Raw genomic sequence first — 18,311 nt, 5'->3', positions numbered from 1 at the left:
TTCTGACCTCCTTCTTTACATGTCTACCCGCTATTCATCCTCCCAGTCCCGCCACTCGATGTCATCGTGCGCCGCCAAATAGCCGCTGACCGCTTCGCCGACGGTCGGAAAGAGATGCTCTTCGCCGATCACCGGCAGCACGCCATAGCGCCGCAGGTTGTCCTTCACCGGCCCTTTCAGCTCGGCGAAGCACAGCGCGATGTCCCGCCCCGCGAGTTCCTCGTGCAATCGCTCCAGCACTTCGAGAGCCGTGAGATCGATATCCGTGACGGGCTCCGCCGCAATGACCATCCAGCGCGCGGATTCACCGGGCGCATCGGCCGCGCGCAGCACATGCTCGCGGAAGATCTCCGCATTGGCGAAGAACAGCGGCGCATCCCAGCGGCACAGCACGAGGCCGGGCACCTGTCGCGCTTCCGGGTGCCGCGAAACATCGTGATAGCCCTTGCGCCCGTCGATGCGCCCGAGCACCGCGTCGTAAGGCCGCCATGCGCGCCACAGGAACGAAAGCACCGTCAGCGCGAGCGCCAGTGCGATGCCATCGACCACGCCGAGCACCACCACGCCCACGAAGCACACGAGCGCCTGAACGAATTCGCTCTTGCGCAGCCGGTAGAGCCGCACGACGCCGCGAATCTCCAGCATGCCCAGACACGCGGCAATCACGACCGCCGCAAGCGCCGACTGCGGCGTATGCGAAAGCGCGTGCGGCGCGAACACGAGCAACAACGCGACCACGCCCGCCGCGATGACGCCCGTGACCTGCGTCTTCGCGCCTGCCGCTTCCGCGACCGGCGTGCGCGAGCCGCTCGCGCTCACCGCGAAGCCTTGCATGAGGCCCGCCGCGATGTTCGACAAACCGAGCGCGACGCATTCCTGATTGCGGTCGACCTTGTCCTGATTGCGCAGTTCGTAGGTCCGCGACAGCACGCTGACGTCCGTGAGCGACACCAGCGCGATCGCCGCCGCGGGACCCGCGAGTTGCCACCACTGATCGGGCGGAATCAGCGGCAATTCGAACGATGGCAGTCCGCGCGGCACGTTGCCGACAGTCGCGACGCCAGCAAGCGCGCCCAGGTCCATGAACCTGACGAGCGCCGTCGCCGCGCCCGCCGCGATCAGCACGCCGGGAATCCTCGGCCAGAAGCGTTTGAACACTCACGGGCAATCCGTTCTATGATTCTTTAGGGAGTATCTGCGTTGGCGTCGTTCTAATGGGCACTGCACTCTTTTCCCTGCGTGAGATCAAGTCGCTTCTCATTGGGGAGTCTGCCCATCGGCAGACTCGCGGGGAGATTGAGTCGTGGCTCAGGCAACGCCCGGATTTGAAAGCGGTCGTTAGTCTGATCGTCCTAAAGTGGTCAGAAGACTTGCTCGTTGCCGTACAGGCCGAACTTGTGCCGCATCGGAACGCCGATGACCTCGTCCGCACTATCGACCGGATCGAAAACGACATGCGCGTTCATTTTCCGTCGGTTCGATGGATATTCTTCGAGCCCGAATTGAAGGAGCATGGCTCCCATCCCCTTTGATCGCTTTTACACCAGCGTGCTGATGGCTTCTGTTCGTGACGCAACATCCATATTCGAGTGATGCTCGTCGAATATCGCTATTCCCGACAACTCGATCGATCGACACTTCGTCGAACCTCTCTCCGTGCGCTCGGAAAATCGCGCAATGCGCGCGCCACTCCACATCGCATGTGCACACAACAGATCGGTTCTCTTTAGGGCACTTTTTCCTGCTGTCGCATTTCGGCACCCCTTATTTGCCGAAACGCCCGTGTTGCTGCCAAGAGCTTCCAAGAACTTAAGAAACGAGTCCGCTGCATACGCTCCTGCTGTATGCTGACCGTATCAATCTGCACAATTTCTGAGAAATGGTAAGGCTCGCCGTCACGCCCACGCGCTGGACCCACCGCACAACGCCCATTCGCGGCCGCGCTCCACGCATTTTAGTGGTTGACGATAATCAAAGCGGAGCAGACGCGCTTGCCACTTACCTTGAACTGGTAAGCATGTCTGTGCAGGCGGCATACGACGGCAGGTCAGCCATTGCCCTTGCCAAAATTTGGCGCCCTGACATAGTGTTGCTCGACATTTCGATGCCTGGTCTCGATGGCTTCAACGTTGCAAAGCTGCTTCGAGCAGATTTGCAGGTATCGTCCGTGATCATCGTCGCGTTGACAGCGCACGACGAAGCGCATGTTCGAGCGCGCGCAACGCCTGCAGAGTTTGATGCATATTGTCAGAAAGGGTTGGTTCTAGATCCGCTCACGCGTCTCTTAGAGCAGCTTACACGCGATGAAACCAAAGATCCGACATCGCCAACCGAACTCCCAACTCTGATTCCGGGAAACGGGTTTTTGCCGAGCTGAGTTTGAGCGGAACTGTGCGAGCCGACAATCCATCAGACCGCCGTTATTTCTTGTCCGTACTTCGACTATGACGGTCGCCTTCTTAGAGACTCAAATAGTTTAAGTCAGTATTCAATAATCTCCGATTCTAATCGATCTCGCGGTCTCCCTTCAGCAGCAGGCACAACTATAGTGAATCATTTGCTTATACCGCGTTTCCCCATCTGATAAAGCCGACCGTTTCTTCTCTGCATCGCGCAAACGTCGTTTGTCCAAGACAACCGGAACATTCCCACTTGTTTCTCAAAGCCCGACGTTTGCGCACCCTCACCCTTTCTTTCCGGCCGTGGTTGCTGAACACGGTAATGGATGACTTATTGGCTCGCGAAGTGAAAGTTTATGTTACCGCTTGCATCTCTCACTAGAGCCGGCGGCGTATCGCCATTGTGGTTGCCAGATAGTGCGTACGGTCTGCTCACCACGGCGGATACGACTTAACAGAACGGCATCTTGCCGGAGTGCGATCCAGCGAAGCTGCCGTACACCTCATGAATATTAGGAGATGGGCATGCGGGACGAGACGGCGGTGAAAGAGGTATTGGAACGACGCACACATCGGCGAGAGAAGCGCCGACAGTTCTTCCGAAGCGCGGGCGGTTTAAGCCTCGGACTGGTCGGCGGAACGATCCTCGGCGCGTGCGGAGGCGGCTCGGGTGACAACGCGAACGCAGCGAGCGGGCCGACTGATCCTGAGATTCTCAATTTCGCGTTGAATCTGGAGTATCTCGAAGCGACATTTTATGCGTATGCCACAACGGATGCCGGCTTGCCGGCGAATCTGATGACAGGCATCGGCACTCCTGGCGCGGTGACGCCTGGACAGCAGGTGACGTTTTCGGATCCCGTGGTGGCCGCTTATGCGAGAGAAATCGCGAAGGATGAGTTAGAGGTGGTTTCAAAATGCCTGAGCAGATCGTTGAAGAGTATTCCAGCAGATCATGCAGGCAGCGAGTTTGAGGAAGGCTTCATGCATTGTCGCCAGTTGTTCGTAGCGGATTCGAAGACGGTGGAAGTTATGGAACCATGCATGCGTGCGTTCGACTACCCAGCGGTACTTTCCAAGGCCAGATCCGTGAACGGCGCGCCGCTTCGCGAGAATCGGGTTAATGCCGCGATCGCGCAACTTCTGCCGGTGTGGTTCCGAGTCTTATCCACGGTCAGCGTAGACGACCTGCGGCTTTTGCAAGGGTCGCCCGCGGATGCCACGAATAGCTGGGATCGCGTCTATGAGCGGCAACAGTTGAGTGATGTCGTGGCGATTGGCCCCTGTGAGGATGATCGAGAGAGGCACCCCGTTCGCATCGGTGGCGACATGGTGTTTGGATCCTGGTCGCGCACGATCTACGGGGTTTGGCCCAGTTTTTGGCCCGCCCCAATCGCGCGAACAGAGGATGAATCGACGATGACTCGCGAAAGATCGATCTGGCCAGCGCCGCGAAGCTCGGCGAGCAGCAGTTCGTGCAATCGGTCCCATACACCGGCTTGCTGCCAGTCGCGTAACCGACGCCAACACGTCACGCCGGAGCCGCAACCCATTTCGGCGGGCAGGTCGCGCCAGCGCAGTCCTGTACGTAGCACGAACACAATGCCGTTCAATGCCGCGCGATCGGGTACCGGCTTTCGGCCGGGATACTTCTCGCGTCGAGCCTTCGGCTGCGGGAGTAAATGCTCGATTCTTTTCCACAATTCGTCGTCAATGATTGGCTTATCCATGCCCTCGATCTCATCGCTACGATGCTCAAGGTTAATCTATGGTCACCCCCGTTTTTGCAACAGCGATCTTGATGGGTGGATGGCTTGCACAAATCTATCCGGCGTCGATGTGAGGAACAGTCCTCGCGCCACGATGAGAATCGCGCCTGACAGTCCTTATAACAGGGGCAGCTTCTAAAAGCTGGTTAACCTTCCAGGGTGTCCGTCAGGCCGTTTGGCCGTTCACGTCATCAATTATCAGCAGTCGCAAAACCTGATGGGTTGACTCTAAACTTGCGACAATACGTCCGTCACGCGGCGGAAACGGATGCTTGTCGCTCGAATACCGTGTCATGGCTCACCATCGCCCACGCAACTCGCGCAAGCTTGCTGGCGAGCGCGCAAGCAACCACACTCGAATGACGTCGAGCCAGCATTGCGCGAGTCCAGTCGGCGATCCGACCATTTTGTTTGTCAAGGCGTAGCATGAATGCCCGCGCACACTGGACCAACAAGTGACGGATATTCTTGTCGCCGCGTTTGGATATTCCGAGCAGGTTTGACCTTCCGCCTGTGCTGTATTGCCTTGGCACCAGTCCGACCGACGCAGAGAAGTCGCGGCTGCACCGATATTGCTTGCCGTCACCGAGTTCCGAGGCGAGCAGACTTGCCGTAACTGGTCCGACGCCCGGGATCGTCAGCAGGCGCTGACCGATCGGATCATCGGCGAGTTGGCGCTCGATTTCTTTCTCGATATCGCGTATTTGCTCGGCAAGGTATTTAAAGTGTGCATGCAGCCGTTCGAGTATCGAGACAAGACGGGGCGGCAGTGGATGCTCGGCCAGTACTGAAGGAAGGCGTTTTACAACAGCATGACCCACCGGCAGGCTAATTCCGAATTCGAGAAGGAATCCGTGCATCTGGTTGGTGGTACACACTCTATCGCGGACGAAAGCCTGGCGAACCCGGTGGAGTGCCAGAAGAGTTTGCTGCGATTCCGTCTTCGGCGTTACGAATCGCATTGAAGGTCGCGACGCAGCTTCGCAAATCGCCTCGGCATCAACGAAGTCGTTCTTGTTACTCTTGACGAAGGGACGCACGAAGTGCGGTGAAATCAGCTTGACGATATGTCCGAACCCGCCGATCTTGCGCGCCATCCAATGCGCGCCGGCGCAGGCCTCCATCACGACGGTACAAGGGTGAAACGTGGCAAAGAACTCGAGCAGTTGCTTGCGTGAAAACTTCTTGCGAAACACCGCTTTGCCAGCGCGGTCTTGGCCGTGAACATGAAAAGTATGTTTGCCCAGATCAATCCCGATCATCGTGACGCTTTGCATGACAATGGCCTCCCGTGGAAAGTACCAAGCAGCCTACCCCAGTAGCGACGGGTGGGGGTGACCATCCCATTACAGGATGCCCATGGAGTTAACAGCCCCTTCAACGTCTTTTTGAAACCACCTCTTAGAACATGTTGCGTTTCTCAGATCGGCACTTGGCGGTTCGGCAGTTGCGATGCCCGCGCTCGACGTGGGTGGAACGGATCCAAACGGCGCGTTCTCCCTTGCTGCGCAAGCCGCAGGGTTGGTGCCTGCGGGCACACCGTTTAACCCCTATCTCAACGACACCACCTTTCTGCTCGGGGCCTTCATCTTCGAAGACGTGGGCGTAACCGCCTACAAGGGCGCTTCGCCACTCATCACCAACAAGACCTATCTCGAGGCCGCAGCCGGCATTTTGGCGGCCGAGGCTTATCACGCAGGGCTCATCCGGACCGTACTCTACTCGAAGGGGATGCAGACGCCGAGCCTCATCAGCTCAGCTCAAGCCATCTCCGATGCGCGTGATTCATTGGACGCTTCCACGGATGTCGATCAGGGGATTGCAGGTGCAAACAACCAGATCTCCAACATCGTTCCGCTTGACAACAACGGCATTGCTTTCAGCCGAAGCTACGACGACGTCCTCAACATTGTGTATCTCAACAAAGGCGCGGTCGCCAAGGGAGGATTCTTCCCAGCCGGTGTGAATGGCACGCTTCATATGAGTAGCGCGTTCGCGTAAGAACGCTCCCACGCGAAACGTGAGCACGAGCGGGGACACGAGGTGGTGTTCCCGCGTTTATTCAGGACGGGGAACCGTGATGAATCAAATCTCGGCAGGGAAGCTACGGCTCAGGATGCGTCTCGCGATGGTTGTTTTTATTTTGCTCGCAGGTGTTGCAATGGATTTGCATCACACAATCGCTCTTTCATTCAATCGCTAAGCCGGTATGATCTGGTATCCTAATCGTCGTATTTTCATCGGCCTGTGTGCGTTCTTGATCGGAAGGTTGAGGCGAGCATCCCGACCAAGGGAATCGCGGAGATTTTTTTGAAACAAGCCCAAAGCAGCCGTGGCCGACCACTACGCGAGCCGATTGATGCGTTGGCGGCCTGAGCGTCGAGGCCGCCGAAGTCTGAGTAACGCGAACAAGCTACCATAATGAGCCGCGCTATTAAATGGAGCTAGACTGACTTTGGCGGGCACTGGCCGCCTGCCGGATATTTGCACCGCCTACCACATCGATAACAAACTCGGCGATATTGGTGGCGTGGTCCACAACGCGCTCGATCGCTTTGGCGACAAACATATCCTGAATGTGATGTGCTATTACCACTGTGACATTATGTTAAGGCAGTAAGGTGCCCGCCGCCAAACCGATTTCCGTACGCGTTCTTTGACCTGTTCCAAGTACTCAGGGTGAGGTCCGTACCTTTTATTTATGAATCTTCGAACGCAACCGTTCAACCTGCCTGTCAGATACGGGACTCGCATGATTGCCCCACGCGCCGCGGATGAAGCTCACGACCTGCGCGATCTGCGTTGAAGTGAGTTGAGTGTCAAAGCCCGACATTTTTTTCGGTGCAGGGCCGCTCTCGGTCATCGGGCTTCTGCTTCCTTCAATGACGATTCGCATGACCGACGTTGGGTCCTCCGACATGACCATCGGGTTGGCCGCTAACGCCGCGATTTTGCCTGGCTGCCCACGTCCATCGACCTCATGGCACCTCGCGCAGAAGGAAAGAAAAATACCCGCACCTTGGCGCTCAACCTCACCAGTGTCAAGGCTGCGCGCAGTCTGGACTCGTGCGTGCGCATTGTTGTTGTAGCTACCATAAGGCTTTTCTGCCGGAAGCGATTTGAGATAGGTCGCAATAGAGCGCAGGTCCGCTTGGGTCATGTATTGCGTGCTGTCTTCCACGACTGGAGCCATTGCGCCGAATGCGATCGCGCCTGCACCATGACCGGTTCGCAGGAAATTCGAAATGTCCTGCTGCGACCAGCGGCCAAGTCCGCTTCCGGGATCGCCCGTGAGGTTGGGTGCGAACCAATTGTCGTTGACGCCACCCGTCAAATATCGGGGCGACTTCTCGCTATAGCCTAACTCGTTATAAGCCGGACCGCGCGGCGTATGACAAGCGCCACAATGACCAAGCCCTTGCACAAGGTAGGCGCCACGGTTCCATTCGGCACTGCGCTTTGGATCTGGCTCAAACTGCTCCCGATTTCCGAACGCAAGCGACCAAAATACCATTCCCCAGCGCTGATTAAACGGAAATGGGAGATGCGTTTCCGGTGCTCGCTTTGACGCAGGCTTGACTCCGTGCATGAGGTAAGCATAAAGCGCGGTCACGTCGTCATCGGTCATATTGGCAAGTGACGGATAAGGCATAGCCGGATACAGACGCTTGCCGTCGCGGCGTTTCCCATAACGAATCGCGTCCGAGAACTGCTTAAGCGTGTAGGCGCCGATGCCGAACACTGGGTCCGGCGTGATGTTACTGCCATATATCGGTCCGAAGGGCGAATTGATCGGCATGCCGCCACCAAGTGGCGTATGGTCCCCGGCATCGTGACAGGCCGCGCAGTCGCCAGCCTTTGCTAGATACTCGCCTCGCGCCACGAGCTTTGGGTCACTCGTTATTGGCGAACGCGCGTCGATATCTGCCGGTAGGTGATCATCGGCCCTTCCACTGCATCCGCCGAGGGCAAGCACCACGGCGAATAACATGGAAAAAGCGACGGTTTGCGGGCTTCTCGGCGCATTCATATCAGTGCCATTGACTACAGGAGACGAGAAAGACTTCTGCGAGAATCGTGAAAAGGATGGCAACTACAAATCCGCAACCTACCAGCGTGCTGCACAGTGCAATGAAGCGCTTGCGGCTGATTTCCTCCTCCTCGCGTGGCGGTGCCTCACGGGATTTATCGTCCCCATTTCGTGCCTTGATGCGAGCGTGCCGGTTTTGAAGGAATAGGAACCCATAAAGCGACAGCGCGGCACACACCACCGCAATTGCCAACGCCGCGATTGAGGTTCCGTAAAGCCATCCATACAGATGCGAGACGCCTGGCGAGTTAAGTGGCGTCGTGGCGTCGCAGGTTTGTGCGGATACGGTCTCCGAGACGATCACCTGCAACAGCCAGGCGCCGGGTGACAAGAAGAATCCCACACCGGCGCAGACGCCGAGGCGGCGCCTCTCTGCCTCGGTCAATCGTTCGTCCCGGGTGCCTGTGCTCCGCATGGTCAATGGCCCCTCAGCCAGAAGGGCGTCACGTAGAGTGAAGTGAAGATAAACAGCCACACCACGTCTACAAAGTGCCAGTAAAGACCGCCAATGCGCATTGGCGCGTTGCGCTCCGCGTCGAAATAGCCCAACGCGATCCAGAGCGCCAGTAAGCAGAGAATGACCAGTCCGACCATGACGTGAGCCAGATGAAAGCCAGTGATCGTGTAATACAGTGAGCCGTATAGATGTGCGGTGATGCCGTACGGATGATCGTGCCATTCCTTTAGCTGTATGCCGACAAAAAGACAGCCAAGCGCGATAGCAAACAGCATCCAGGTAAACGCCATCCATTTCCGGCTTTTCCTGAGCGTACGTTCAGAGAGCCAGGCAAATACGCTACTCAATATGAGCACGCCTGTGCTCAGACCACCCACACCGATCTTAGGCATTCCTTCTGGCGGCCACACCATCTGTGTCTGCGATTGCGAGTAGAAGTAACTGAAGATGAGGTAGCCGAACAGGCTCGCTTCAGTCACAACCAACGCGAGCACGCCCCACCATCCGCCCGAATGTTCTCCGGCACTCCCCACCGGCAGCACATCCTGATGCGCGGTTGCTTCGACGGCCTCCTGCGCGGGCATCACCTGTTCAGAATTCGGCGGCTCACGTTGCGCGAGCGATCGACGCGGCCACATCCACGCAATCAATGTCGCTGCGCAAGCGACAAGTGATGTCACTGTAGATGCAGGTGAGCGCAGCAGCATGCTGAGAAACAACATTGCCGAGAAAAGACCCAGAAAAAAGGGCGACCAGGCATCATCCGGCATCTTCAGTATGACGTCCGGCTTACCGGTAAATGGGTGCACACCGAGGGATTCACGACCGTGATGCAGTAGATACCCTTCCTCAAGGCTCGAACGCCGTCCTGACGGCTGCAGCCGATCTTCCCACATGGGATGGCGGGACTCGACAACAGGCAGAACGGCAAAGTTATAGGGCGGGGGCGGTGACGCGACCGACCACTCAAGCCCTGGTGCGTCCCATGGATTGGGCGGCGCCTTCGCACCGCGACGAGCCGACACAAGTGCATTGATGGCAAAGACCAGCACGCCGAAGCCCAGAAGGAACGAGCCGATCGTCGTGATGAGGTTCGACGTATCCCATCCCATTCCTTCCGGGTATGTGTAGATGCGTCGCGGCATGCCGAGCAAGCCGGAAATATGCATCGGAAAGAAGCCGAGATTGAAGCCAATGAAGACGATCCAGAATGCCACCTTTCCCAGTCGTTCGTTCATCAGACGGCCGGTGAATTTAGGAAACCAGTAAGTGATGCCGCCCAACACCGGAAAAACATTGATTCCGAGCAGCACGTAGTGAAGGTGCGCCACGACAAAATAGGTTTCGTTGAGTTGCCAGTCCAGCGGCACTGCGGCGGTCATGACACCGGACACGCCCCCTACCACGAACATCAGTACAAAACTGGCAAAATAGAGAAACGGCACGGTGAATATAGGGCGTCCTGTCCAGATCGTCGCGATCCAGGCAAATACGGCGACCGCGCTTGGAATCGAGATGAGTACGCTGGCCGCGCCGAAGAACGCCAGCGCGAGCGGCGCAATGCCAGTTGCGAACATGTGGTGGATCCATACCTCAAATCCGATGATCATCGTGGCGACGGTCGACATGGCGACCGCTGCGTAGGCGACGAGCGGTCGCCGACTAAAAGTGGGCAAAGCGTCCGACACGATTCCCATCGCCGGCAGCACAACGACATACACCCACGGATGCGCGAACATCCAGAAAAGGTGTTGCCAGAGCAGCGGCCGGCCATCGGCTGCCACGTCAAAGAAATGCGTGCCAATGTTGCGATCCATCCACAGCAGAAGAAAAGCGAGACTGACGGCTGGTAGAGCCAACAGATTGGCAAAAGAGATAGTAAGCGTACCCCATACGATGACCGGTAGACGGTCAACCGACATGCCGACTGCACGCATGCGGAAAAGCGTGACTACGAAATTCACTGCACCAACCGAGGTCGAGATGCCGAGCAAAACCATACCGAGCGAATAGACATCAATATTGGGCCCGCGGTTATACTCAAGTGACGAGAACGGCACGTAGTTGAACCAACCCGCATTGGGCGCCTCGCCAAAGGGAAAACTGCAATAGAGAAAGAGTCCTGCGAAAAGAAATAGCCAGTAGGACAGCGCGTTCAGTCGTGGGAACGCCATGTCTCGCGAGCCGAGCATGAGCGGCCATAGAAAGTTGGCAAAGCCGCTGAGCACTGGCAAGGCATACAGAAAAATCATCGTTACGCCGTGCATCGTGAACAGCTGAGCGTATTGCTCAGGAGTCAGCAGTGTTTCGTTGGGGCGCGCAAGCTGCAAACGCATCAGCAGTGCTTCAGCGCCGCCGATCATCAAAAAGATAAAAGCGGTAACGATATAGCGCAGGCCGATCTTTTTGTGATCGACCGTCGTGATAAAGCCGCGCCAGCCTGACTCGCCCTCCCAGATCTCGTGCAGACGCCGCTCTGCCTCCGAGCCCTCCGGCACGCGGCCAAACTCAGGCTCACGGTGAAAAGCAACGCGCGCAGGCGGCTCAATGTTATGGTCACGCGTCGCGGACATCCTCAGTTCCTTACTTTAGGGTGGCCAGATACGCCGACATGTCGCTGGCGTCTGCAGCGGAAAACTTCATATCGGGCATGAGCGCGCCAGGCTTGATTTCCTGCACGTGCTGAACCCAGTCCATCAGGTTGTGCGGTGTATTGACTACTGTGCCTGCCGCAATCAGACGGCGTGACAGTACATGCGTAAGATCGGGCGCCTGCACTCCTGTGGCGCTGCTTCCACGCACCGTATGGCAGCCCGCGCAACGTTCTTCGAAGAGCTTCGCTCCACGCGCGGTCTGGGCCGTGGCGGGTACTGGCGAAGGCGCGCGCTGTGCGGCCATCCAGCGTTCGAAGTCGGCTTTAGTCTGCGCCTGGACTTCAAAGGCCATGTGCGCATGCTGCACGCCGCAATACTGTGTGCATTGACCGCGAAAGATGCCGGGATGGTCTGCTTGAATCCATTGCCGATTTTCGACGCCTGGGATAGCTTGCGTTTTACCGGAAAGTTCGGGGACCCAAAACGCGTGGATCACGTCTGCGCTTTTGAGCCGAACCAACACGGGCACGCCGACCGGAATATGGATTTCGTTGGCCGTGGCGAAGTGGTAAGCGCCATCGCCATAGTCGATTTTCCACCACCAATCGTAAGCGGTCACCGTTACAGTGAGCGCGGGCTCGCGCGGCGGATCGGCCACCTCGGCCAGTACAACAAGCATGTAGACCGCGATGCCAAGTAGCGCGAGCGTCGAGAGTGCGCCGCCGATGTACACGAACCCGAGGCCGCCCTTCGATTCGAGCGCGCGAGGCTCGGCGTGCTGGCGCCGCCGAAACATGGCGACCAACAACATCGCAGCGGTAACCAAGCACACCAGACAGCAAATTGCCGTCAAAACCCAGTCCAGGCGCAGCACGGGGTGGGCGGCAGGCCCGCCACTACGCAGGAAATATGCAAGCGGCGTGTGACCTTTGTTGAGCGCATCTTGACCATTCGAACCCTGCGCCTGGGCCCACGCACGCGAGGCGTAGAGCGCCAGCGTGCATGCCAGGCCGAGCCGGCAGTTCCATATTAAGATCCGGCACATTCCAATCACATCTTCTCCTTGACGCCGCGCCGGATAAGCCAGTAGTTCACGGGATACGTGGTGACGAAGCCTGCGACCATCGCCACCTGCATCCTCACCCAGTAGGCGAGGTCAGTGGGCTCGAGCGGCGAGGCAAGTTTGGCGAAGGCGATCATGATGCCAAACATGCCAACCTCATATGCGAGGAGCGATAGCGTGTCGGCCTTGACGGCCGCGATAACGCCATCTCGCAGCCCCAGCCCGCGCATGGGCGCGATCGAGAAGTATTGAAAGGCGATGCCAATGAGATAAGCGAGAACAAATGCCGCAAGCAAGCGCCCCCCTAATTCGGAGCCCACGACCGTCAGCGCCATCCTGAACGCTAGCCATTCGCCGATAAAATCACCTAGCGCGCATCCGGCACCGCAGTGCGTGGCACCGAGAAAGCTGGCCTGCCACATCGGTGCTTCGCTTTTCTTGACGCCAGGTGTCGCCCGACCAAACCAATAATAGAAGATCAGCCCCACAGGTCCCCAATACAACATCGTCAACGGCCAGACCACTGACATGATCGCCATTCGTTGAGGATGGCCCGCCAGAAAAATGTCGGAAATGATGACGACAGCTGACAGAACGGATGCCGTTAGCCATATCGCGGGCAAGACGGTCGACCAGTGCGCTTGCATCGCGACAGCTCCGCAACAGGAGGTTTAGTAATAGACGACGGATCGTGCCGGGATCTGTGGCTCAGCCAGCGCGCCGTGAGTACCGCCCGAGCAAGCTTCATTCCATCGAGCGATGACACTATCGCACAGGTGATCGTGGAGGAACGCCAAGTCAGCGCCGAACAGCCCACCCACCAAATCCACAATTAGGTCACGCCGTGCCCTTTTTACAATGCTGATCTCCGCTTTAGCCCCCAAGAGTGAACCTGACCACTCTGCTACGATATCGACTCATGAGGGGCATTGACGCCGCCCTCTTCCGACACTCAACAACCACTCGCACGATCTCATGAAGCAAGCGAAGGCCCGCACGAAAAAAGGCCTACCGACCAAAGACGACTTGGAGTCCATGTCGAACTTCCGATATCAGCTGCGGAAGTTTCTGCGCTACTCTGAAGAAATCACGCAGGCCGCTGGCGTCACGCCGCTTCAATATCAGTTGCTTCTGCACGTCAGGGGAATGCAGGGGCGAACATGGGCTACCGTTGGCGAATTGGCCGAACGGCTTCAAGCGGCACCGAATGGAACTGCTGCGTTGGTGAACCGCTGCGAAAGCGCCGGGCTGGTCGTAAGAAAACCCGGGGCGCATGACCGGCGCCAAGTGGAAGTCCATCTGACGCCACAAGGCGAGCGCTGCCTGTTAAAACTCGCGTCCATGCACCTTGCGGAGATGCAGGCTTTCGGATGGCTTGTGGGCAGCGTTTGAAGCCATTAGCCTCACGCAGGCTATTTTGCGGTTTCGTGGCCCACTCAGCGATATCGATGAGCAAGGGCTTCGTAAAGCGGCGGCGCAAAGAATCTCGAAACGCGGCTGGAGATGAGTGCCGTTGCCATCAGCGAAATAACCAGGGCGTGCCCATTGATCATTTCGATCACAATGATGAAAGCCGTGATCGGGCTCTGCGTCACGGCCGCTAGATAGCCGACCATACCTAAGGCGACCAGCATTGGAAGCTGCATTTGTCCGAAGACGAGATGCACCGCGTTCCCAATGCCGGCTCCAATGGCAAGCGATGGTGCAAATAGACCTCCGGGCGCCCCGGGCAGATAGGATCCGATCATGGACACCATTTTGAGCAACGGATACTCCGGCCCCAGCGCTACCCGCCCCTCCAGCATCCCTCGCGCCTCAGCGTAACCGCTGCCAAATGTGTGGTTGGCCGTGACTACGCCTATGACGGCAATGATCAGCCCGCAAACAGCACCGAAAAGCACTGGATGATGGCCGCGCCAGGCAAGGAGCCGATCAGGCATCCATCGCCGTGTATTCAGTAATAACCAGCAGAAGACTCCGCCCAGGATCCCCGCCAGCAGGCCAATCACTACCACCGACGCCGCGAGAAGATTGGGCAAATGGCTACCTACGTCGATCGATCCGAAGTACACATAGTTTCCCTGAAGCCCCAAGGACACCACGCCGGCAAAAATGATCGCTGTGATCAGCACGCCACTCGTTCGCTGCTCGAAACTACGTGTTAGCTCCTCGATGGCAAAGACCACGCCCGCCAATGGCGCGTTGAACGCAGCCGATAGTCCCGCTGCCGCACCCGCGAGCGCAAGTCGCCGCTCAAGGCTTGTCCCGCCCATGCGCTGCAATCGAGTCGGGTAGAAACGACGGAGGCTAAACATCAACGCTGCGCCAACATGGATCGTCGGGCCCTCTCGACCAATCGTAAGACCGCCAAGAATGGACAGGAAAGAGATAGCGATTTTGCCGACAAGAATTCGAACGTTGAGCAGCCGCGGACCGATCTCACGGTCGGCTTCGAGCATCGCAATGACCTGTGGGATGCCACTGCCTTCCGCGCCGCGAAACCAGCGCTGGGTCAAATAGACCCCTGCCGCTGCAACTGCCGGAGTGAGCACAAGCGGCAGCCACCAGTACATCTCGGTGATCCGCAAAAACGTAGCGTACCCAAAGTCGATTAACCGAGCGTAGAAGACGGCGATCAGCCCAGTTGCGATTGCGCCAAGCCAAAACACCCCGTAGTGCAACCACAGGCGGCGTCCTTTGAGAACGGTACGTCGGTTCATCCATCGAGGGGATCGCATGACAGGGAGAAGTTACATTTTATGGCACATCATGCCATATTTTGTTGAAGCGATGGCGTGGCCGCGACATTCCGGTGCCGAGCTCAGGCGAACTTGGCATCGCCCTGATAAGCCCGGGGTCTCGGCAAGCCGCACAAAGCTGATCTTGCTCAAGGCGACGTCACTGTGCGATACGTAGTCTTTCGAAAGGATTAAGGGCATGGCTATTGCGCTGGGGGGTGGCTGCGGCGGCTTATACACGCTGCATTCACTCGTTGACGAATTAAGCGCCCCCTGGAGAAATGCAATGGCCACAACTGTCGGAGATTTCCTAATTGATCGCCTTCATGCCTGGGGCGTGCGCCGCATTTTCGGCTATCCCGGCGATGGCATCAACGGCGTATTCGGTGCAATGAATCGCGCCAATGGCAAGATCGAATTCGTCCAGGCGCGCCACGAGGAAATGGCTGCGTTCATGGCCTCAGCTCATGCGAAGTTCACGGGGGAGCTGGGCGTGTGCATCGCCACATCGGGACCGGGCGCGGCCCACCTCCTCACCGGCCTCTACGATGCCCGCCTCGATCACATGCCCGTGCTCGCCATTGCTGGACAGCAGGCGCGCGCAGCTCTGGGCGGTCACTATCAGCAAGAGGTCGATCTTCCGGCGATGTTCAAGGACGTGGCGGGCGCCTTCGTACAACAGGCCTCGGTGCCTTCGCAAATTCGGCATCTGATCGATCGTGCGGTACGCATTGCGCTGTCCGAACGCAAGGTCACGGCGCTGGTCTTGCCGAACGATCTGCAAGACCTCGAGTACGAACCGCCCGCGCGCAAGCATGGCACGCTGCATTCGGGCGTGGGCTACAACGCGCCGAAGATGGTCCCGTATAACGATGACCTTCAACGTGCCGCCGACGTGCTCAACGCAGGTAAGAAGGTTGCAATTCTGGTTGGCGCAGGCGCACTTGAAGCCACCGATGAAGTCATCGCCATCGCAGACAAACTCGGCGCAGGCGTCGCAAAGGCGCTGCTCGGCAAAGCCGCCATGCCCGACGATCTGCCGTACGTGACAGGTTCAATTGGCCTGCTCGGCACCGAGCCAAGTTATAAGCTGATGAATGAATGCGACACACTCCTGATGATCGGCTCGGGCTTTCCGTACGCCGAATTCCTGCCGAAGGAAGGGCAAGCGCGCGGCGTGCAGATCGACATCAAGGCGGACATGCTCTCGATCCGCTATCCGATGGAAGTCAATCTCGTCGGCGATAGCGCCGAGACCTTGCGCGCGCTCCTGCCGCTCTTGCAGCAGAAGGCCGACCACGCATGGCGCAAGGAAATCGCAAGCTGGCTCGACGACTGGTGGAAGAAGCTGGAGAAGCGCGCGCTGGAGTCTGCAAAACAAGGGGTGAATCCGCAACGCACAGTCTGGGAACTGTCGCCGCGCGTGCCGGCGAATGCCATCGTCACCAGCGACTCGGGATCGTGCGCGAACTGGTATGCACGCGATCTGAAAGTGAAGCGCGGCATGAAGTGCTCGTTGTCGGGCGGACTCGCTTCGATGGGCGCAGCCGTGCCCTACGCCATTGCGGCGAAGTTCGCGCATCCCGAACGGCCCGTGATCGCGCTCGTCGGCGATGGCGCCATGCAGATGAACAACATGGCCGAACTCATCACCGTGTCGAAGTACTGGAAACAGTGGTCCGATCCGCGCTGGATTTGCCTCGTGCTGAACAACAGCGACCTGAATCAGGTGACCTGGGAACAGCGCGTGATGGAAGGCGATCCCAAGTTCGAGGCATCGCAGGACATTCCGTCCGTGCCGTATCACAAGTTCGCGGAGCTGATCGGCCTCAAGGGTTTCTTTGTCGATGACGCCGAACGCATGGCCGCAGTATGGGACGAAGCGCTCGCATCGGACCGTCCAGTCGTCATCGAAGTGAAGGCCGATCCGAACGTGCCGCCGCTGCCGCCGCATATCACGCTGCAACAGGCAAAGGCCTTTGCGACGACGCTCATGAAGGGCGATCCGAATCAAGGCAACGTGATCGTCGACACGGCAAAGCAAGTGCTCGGCGCGGTGCTTCCCGGTCATCACAACAAGTAACGCACGATGCATCTGACCAGGCGCGAAGCTCCTATAGAAGCCATCCGAACCCGCGCGTACACAATTCCCACCGACAAGCCCGAAGCCGACGGCACGTTCGCGTGGGAATCGACGACGCTCGTCACGGTCGAGATTGTCGCGGCGGGCAAGACGGGCATCGGATATACCTATAGCGATGCAAGCGTGGCGAAGCTGATCGAAGCGACGCTTGCTCCGTCGCTCATTGGCCAAGACGCATGGAACATCGATGCGTTATGGCTGCGCATGCAACAGCGCGTGCGCAATCTCGGCCGCTCGGGCATGGCCGAGACTGCTATTTCTGCGCTGGATTGCGCGTTATGGGACGTGAAGGCGCGTCTGCTCGATATACCGCTCGCACGCTTGCTCGGCTTGATGCGCGAGAGCGTGCCGCTCTATGGCAGCGGCGGCTTCACCACTTATACCGATGACGACATGCGCGAGCAACTTGCGCACTGGGTCCACGAAGACGGCTGCCGCTGGGTGAAGATCAAGATAGGCAGCGAGCCGGAGCGCGATCCGCATCGGGTGCGCGTGGCGCGTGCGGCAATCGGCAAAGAGGCAGGTCTTTTCGTCGATGCAAACGGCGCACTGGATCCCAAGCAGGCGCTGCACTACGCGTATGTTTTCGAAGCGCAGGATGTGTCGTGGTTCGAAGAGCCGGTTTCATCGGACGATTTGGAAGGCCTCGCTTTCCTGCGTAACGCGCTGCCCGCGCGTATCGAGCTTGCGGCGGGCGAGTACGGCTATACGTTCGACGACTTCAGAGGCTTGTTGCAGAACAACGCAGTCGACGTACTGCAAGCCGACGTCACGCGATGCGGCGGCATCACCGGCTTCCTGCGCGTCGCCGCTCTGTGCGATGCGTTCCACGTCCCCCTATCCGCGCACTGCGCACCATCCATGCACCTGCACGTAGCCTGCGCCGCGCCGCGTTTGCGGCATCAGGAATGGTTCCACGATCACGTTCGCATCGAACAGATGTTGTTCGATGGTGCGCCGCACGCGGTCGACGGCGCCATCGCACCCGACCTGTCGCGCCCCGGCTGCGGGCTGGATTTCAAACATACGGACGCGCAGCGTTTCGCCGTCTGATCACA

General features: G+C 58.3%; 12 protein-coding genes and 4 pseudogenes. 7 read left to right on the top strand and 9 right to left on the bottom strand.

All coding sequences use genetic code 11. The features are described 5' to 3' along the window. Positions 1 to 30: 30 nt before the first annotated feature. Positions 31 to 1,158 (bottom strand): annotated as a pseudogene (locus QCE88_RS39340) (SulP family inorganic anion transporter); the annotation flags it as partial. Positions 1,159 to 1,214: 56 nt separating this feature from the next. Between QCE88_RS39340 and QCE88_RS39335 the strand changes: the two are divergent. From QCE88_RS39335 to QCE88_RS39325, 3 genes and pseudogenes are all read left to right on the top strand, one after another. Beyond that, positions 1,215 to 1,532, top strand: a complete 318-nt coding sequence (locus QCE88_RS39335; RefSeq protein ID WP_309911284.1) for a hypothetical protein — start codon at positions 1,215 to 1,217, stop codon at positions 1,530 to 1,532. 347 nt (positions 1,533 to 1,879) lie between these two features. After that, positions 1,880 to 2,377: a response regulator gene (locus QCE88_RS39330; RefSeq protein ID WP_309911283.1), complete on the top strand. Its 498-nt coding sequence runs from the start codon at positions 1,880 to 1,882 to the stop codon at positions 2,375 to 2,377. Positions 2,378 to 2,918: 541 nt separating this feature from the next. Beyond that, positions 2,919 to 3,254 (top strand): annotated as a pseudogene (locus QCE88_RS39325) (ferritin-like domain-containing protein); the annotation flags it as partial. A gap of 57 nt (positions 3,255 to 3,311) precedes the next feature. On the opposite strand, the pseudogene QCE88_RS39320 reads toward QCE88_RS39325, so the two are convergent. Both QCE88_RS39320 and QCE88_RS39315 read right to left on the bottom strand, forming a co-directional pair. Next, positions 3,312 to 4,129 (bottom strand): annotated as a pseudogene (locus QCE88_RS39320) (IS5 family transposase). 290 nt (positions 4,130 to 4,419) lie between these two features. After that, a complete protein-coding gene (locus QCE88_RS39315) occupies positions 4,420 to 5,445 on the bottom strand; it encodes an IS110 family transposase (protein WP_309835028.1) in 1,026 nt (341 codons plus the stop codon). A 124-nt stretch (positions 5,446 to 5,569) separates the two neighbouring features. Between QCE88_RS39315 and QCE88_RS39310 the strand changes: the two are divergent. Next, positions 5,570 to 6,169: pseudogene (locus QCE88_RS39310) on the top strand (ferritin-like domain-containing protein); the annotation flags it as partial. Positions 6,170 to 6,863: 694 nt separating this feature from the next. On the opposite strand, the gene QCE88_RS39300 reads toward QCE88_RS39310, so the two are convergent. From QCE88_RS39300 to QCE88_RS39280, 5 genes are read right to left on the bottom strand one after another with little or no spacing between them, the layout of a single operon-like run. Beyond that, positions 6,864 to 8,198, bottom strand: coding sequence for a cytochrome c (locus QCE88_RS39300; RefSeq protein WP_309911282.1), 1,335 nt, complete (start codon positions 8,196 to 8,198; stop codon positions 6,864 to 6,866). A 1-nt stretch (position 8,199) separates the two neighbouring features. Next, on the bottom strand, positions 8,200 to 8,643 hold the full coding sequence (locus QCE88_RS39295) for a hypothetical protein (protein ID WP_309911281.1): 444 nt from the start codon (positions 8,641 to 8,643) through the stop codon (positions 8,200 to 8,202). A gap of 32 nt (positions 8,644 to 8,675) precedes the next feature. Further along, a complete protein-coding gene (gene ctaD / locus QCE88_RS39290) occupies positions 8,676 to 11,288 on the bottom strand; it encodes a cytochrome c oxidase subunit I (protein ID WP_309911280.1) in 2,613 nt (870 codons plus the stop codon). 10 nt (positions 11,289 to 11,298) lie between these two features. Next, positions 11,299 to 12,354: a cytochrome c oxidase subunit II gene (gene coxB / locus QCE88_RS39285; protein WP_309911279.1), complete on the bottom strand. Its 1,056-nt coding sequence runs from the start codon at positions 12,352 to 12,354 to the stop codon at positions 11,299 to 11,301. Positions 12,355 to 12,359: 5 nt separating this feature from the next. Then, positions 12,360 to 13,019, bottom strand: coding sequence for a DUF4396 domain-containing protein (locus QCE88_RS39280; RefSeq protein ID WP_309911277.1), 660 nt, complete (start codon positions 13,017 to 13,019; stop codon positions 12,360 to 12,362). A gap of 328 nt (positions 13,020 to 13,347) precedes the next feature. Between QCE88_RS39280 and QCE88_RS39275 the strand changes: the two genes are divergently transcribed. Further along, positions 13,348 to 13,764, top strand: coding sequence for a MarR family winged helix-turn-helix transcriptional regulator (locus tag QCE88_RS39275; protein WP_309911276.1), 417 nt, complete (start codon positions 13,348 to 13,350; stop codon positions 13,762 to 13,764). A gap of 44 nt (positions 13,765 to 13,808) precedes the next feature. On the opposite strand, the gene QCE88_RS39270 is transcribed toward QCE88_RS39275, so the two are convergent. Continuing rightward, on the bottom strand, positions 13,809 to 15,110 hold the full coding sequence (locus QCE88_RS39270) for a chloride channel protein (RefSeq protein WP_309911274.1): 1,302 nt from the start codon (positions 15,108 to 15,110) through the stop codon (positions 13,809 to 13,811). A gap of 286 nt (positions 15,111 to 15,396) precedes the next feature. Here QCE88_RS39270 and QCE88_RS39265 point away from each other — a divergent pair, with 286 nt between their 5' ends. Beyond that, the gene (locus QCE88_RS39265; RefSeq protein WP_309911272.1) at positions 15,397 to 17,193 is read left to right on the top strand and encodes a thiamine pyrophosphate-requiring protein; all 1,797 of its coding nucleotides are present in this window, start codon (positions 15,397 to 15,399) and stop codon (positions 17,191 to 17,193) included. 6 nt (positions 17,194 to 17,199) lie between these two features. Then, positions 17,200 to 18,306: an enolase C-terminal domain-like protein gene (locus tag QCE88_RS39260; protein ID WP_309911270.1), complete on the top strand. Its 1,107-nt coding sequence runs from the start codon at positions 17,200 to 17,202 to the stop codon at positions 18,304 to 18,306. The last annotated feature ends 5 nt before the right edge of the window (positions 18,307 to 18,311 follow it).

Source organism: Caballeronia sp. LZ035 (assembly GCF_031451175.1).
In the GTDB taxonomy this organism is placed as follows: Bacteria; Pseudomonadota; Gammaproteobacteria; order Burkholderiales; family Burkholderiaceae; genus Caballeronia.
This window is presented reverse-complemented; position numbering and strand designations above follow the sequence as displayed.

Coding starts and splice junctions, on each gene's coding strand:
- QCE88_RS39335 (WP_309911284.1), top strand. CDS start 1,215: ATGGGCACTGCACTCTTTTCCCTGCGTGAGATCAAGTCGCTTCTCATT.
- QCE88_RS39330 (WP_309911283.1), top strand. CDS start 1,880: ATGGTAAGGCTCGCCGTCACGCCCACGCGCTGGACCCACCGCACAACG.
- QCE88_RS39315 (WP_309835028.1), bottom strand. CDS start 5,445: ATGCAAAGCGTCACGATGATCGGGATTGATCTGGGCAAACATACTTTT.
- QCE88_RS39300 (WP_309911282.1), bottom strand. CDS start 8,198: ATGAATGCGCCGAGAAGCCCGCAAACCGTCGCTTTTTCCATGTTATTC.
- ctaD (WP_309911280.1), bottom strand. CDS start 11,288: ATGTCCGCGACGCGTGACCATAACATTGAGCCGCCTGCGCGCGTTGCT.
- coxB (WP_309911279.1), bottom strand. CDS start 12,354: ATGTGCCGGATCTTAATATGGAACTGCCGGCTCGGCCTGGCATGCACG.
- QCE88_RS39280 (WP_309911277.1), bottom strand. CDS start 13,019: ATGCAAGCGCACTGGTCGACCGTCTTGCCCGCGATATGGCTAACGGCA.
- QCE88_RS39275 (WP_309911276.1), top strand. CDS start 13,348: ATGAAGCAAGCGAAGGCCCGCACGAAAAAAGGCCTACCGACCAAAGAC.
- QCE88_RS39270 (WP_309911274.1), bottom strand. CDS start 15,110: ATGCGATCCCCTCGATGGATGAACCGACGTACCGTTCTCAAAGGACGC.
- QCE88_RS39265 (WP_309911272.1), top strand. CDS start 15,397: ATGGCCACAACTGTCGGAGATTTCCTAATTGATCGCCTTCATGCCTGG.
- QCE88_RS39260 (WP_309911270.1), top strand. CDS start 17,200: ATGCATCTGACCAGGCGCGAAGCTCCTATAGAAGCCATCCGAACCCGC.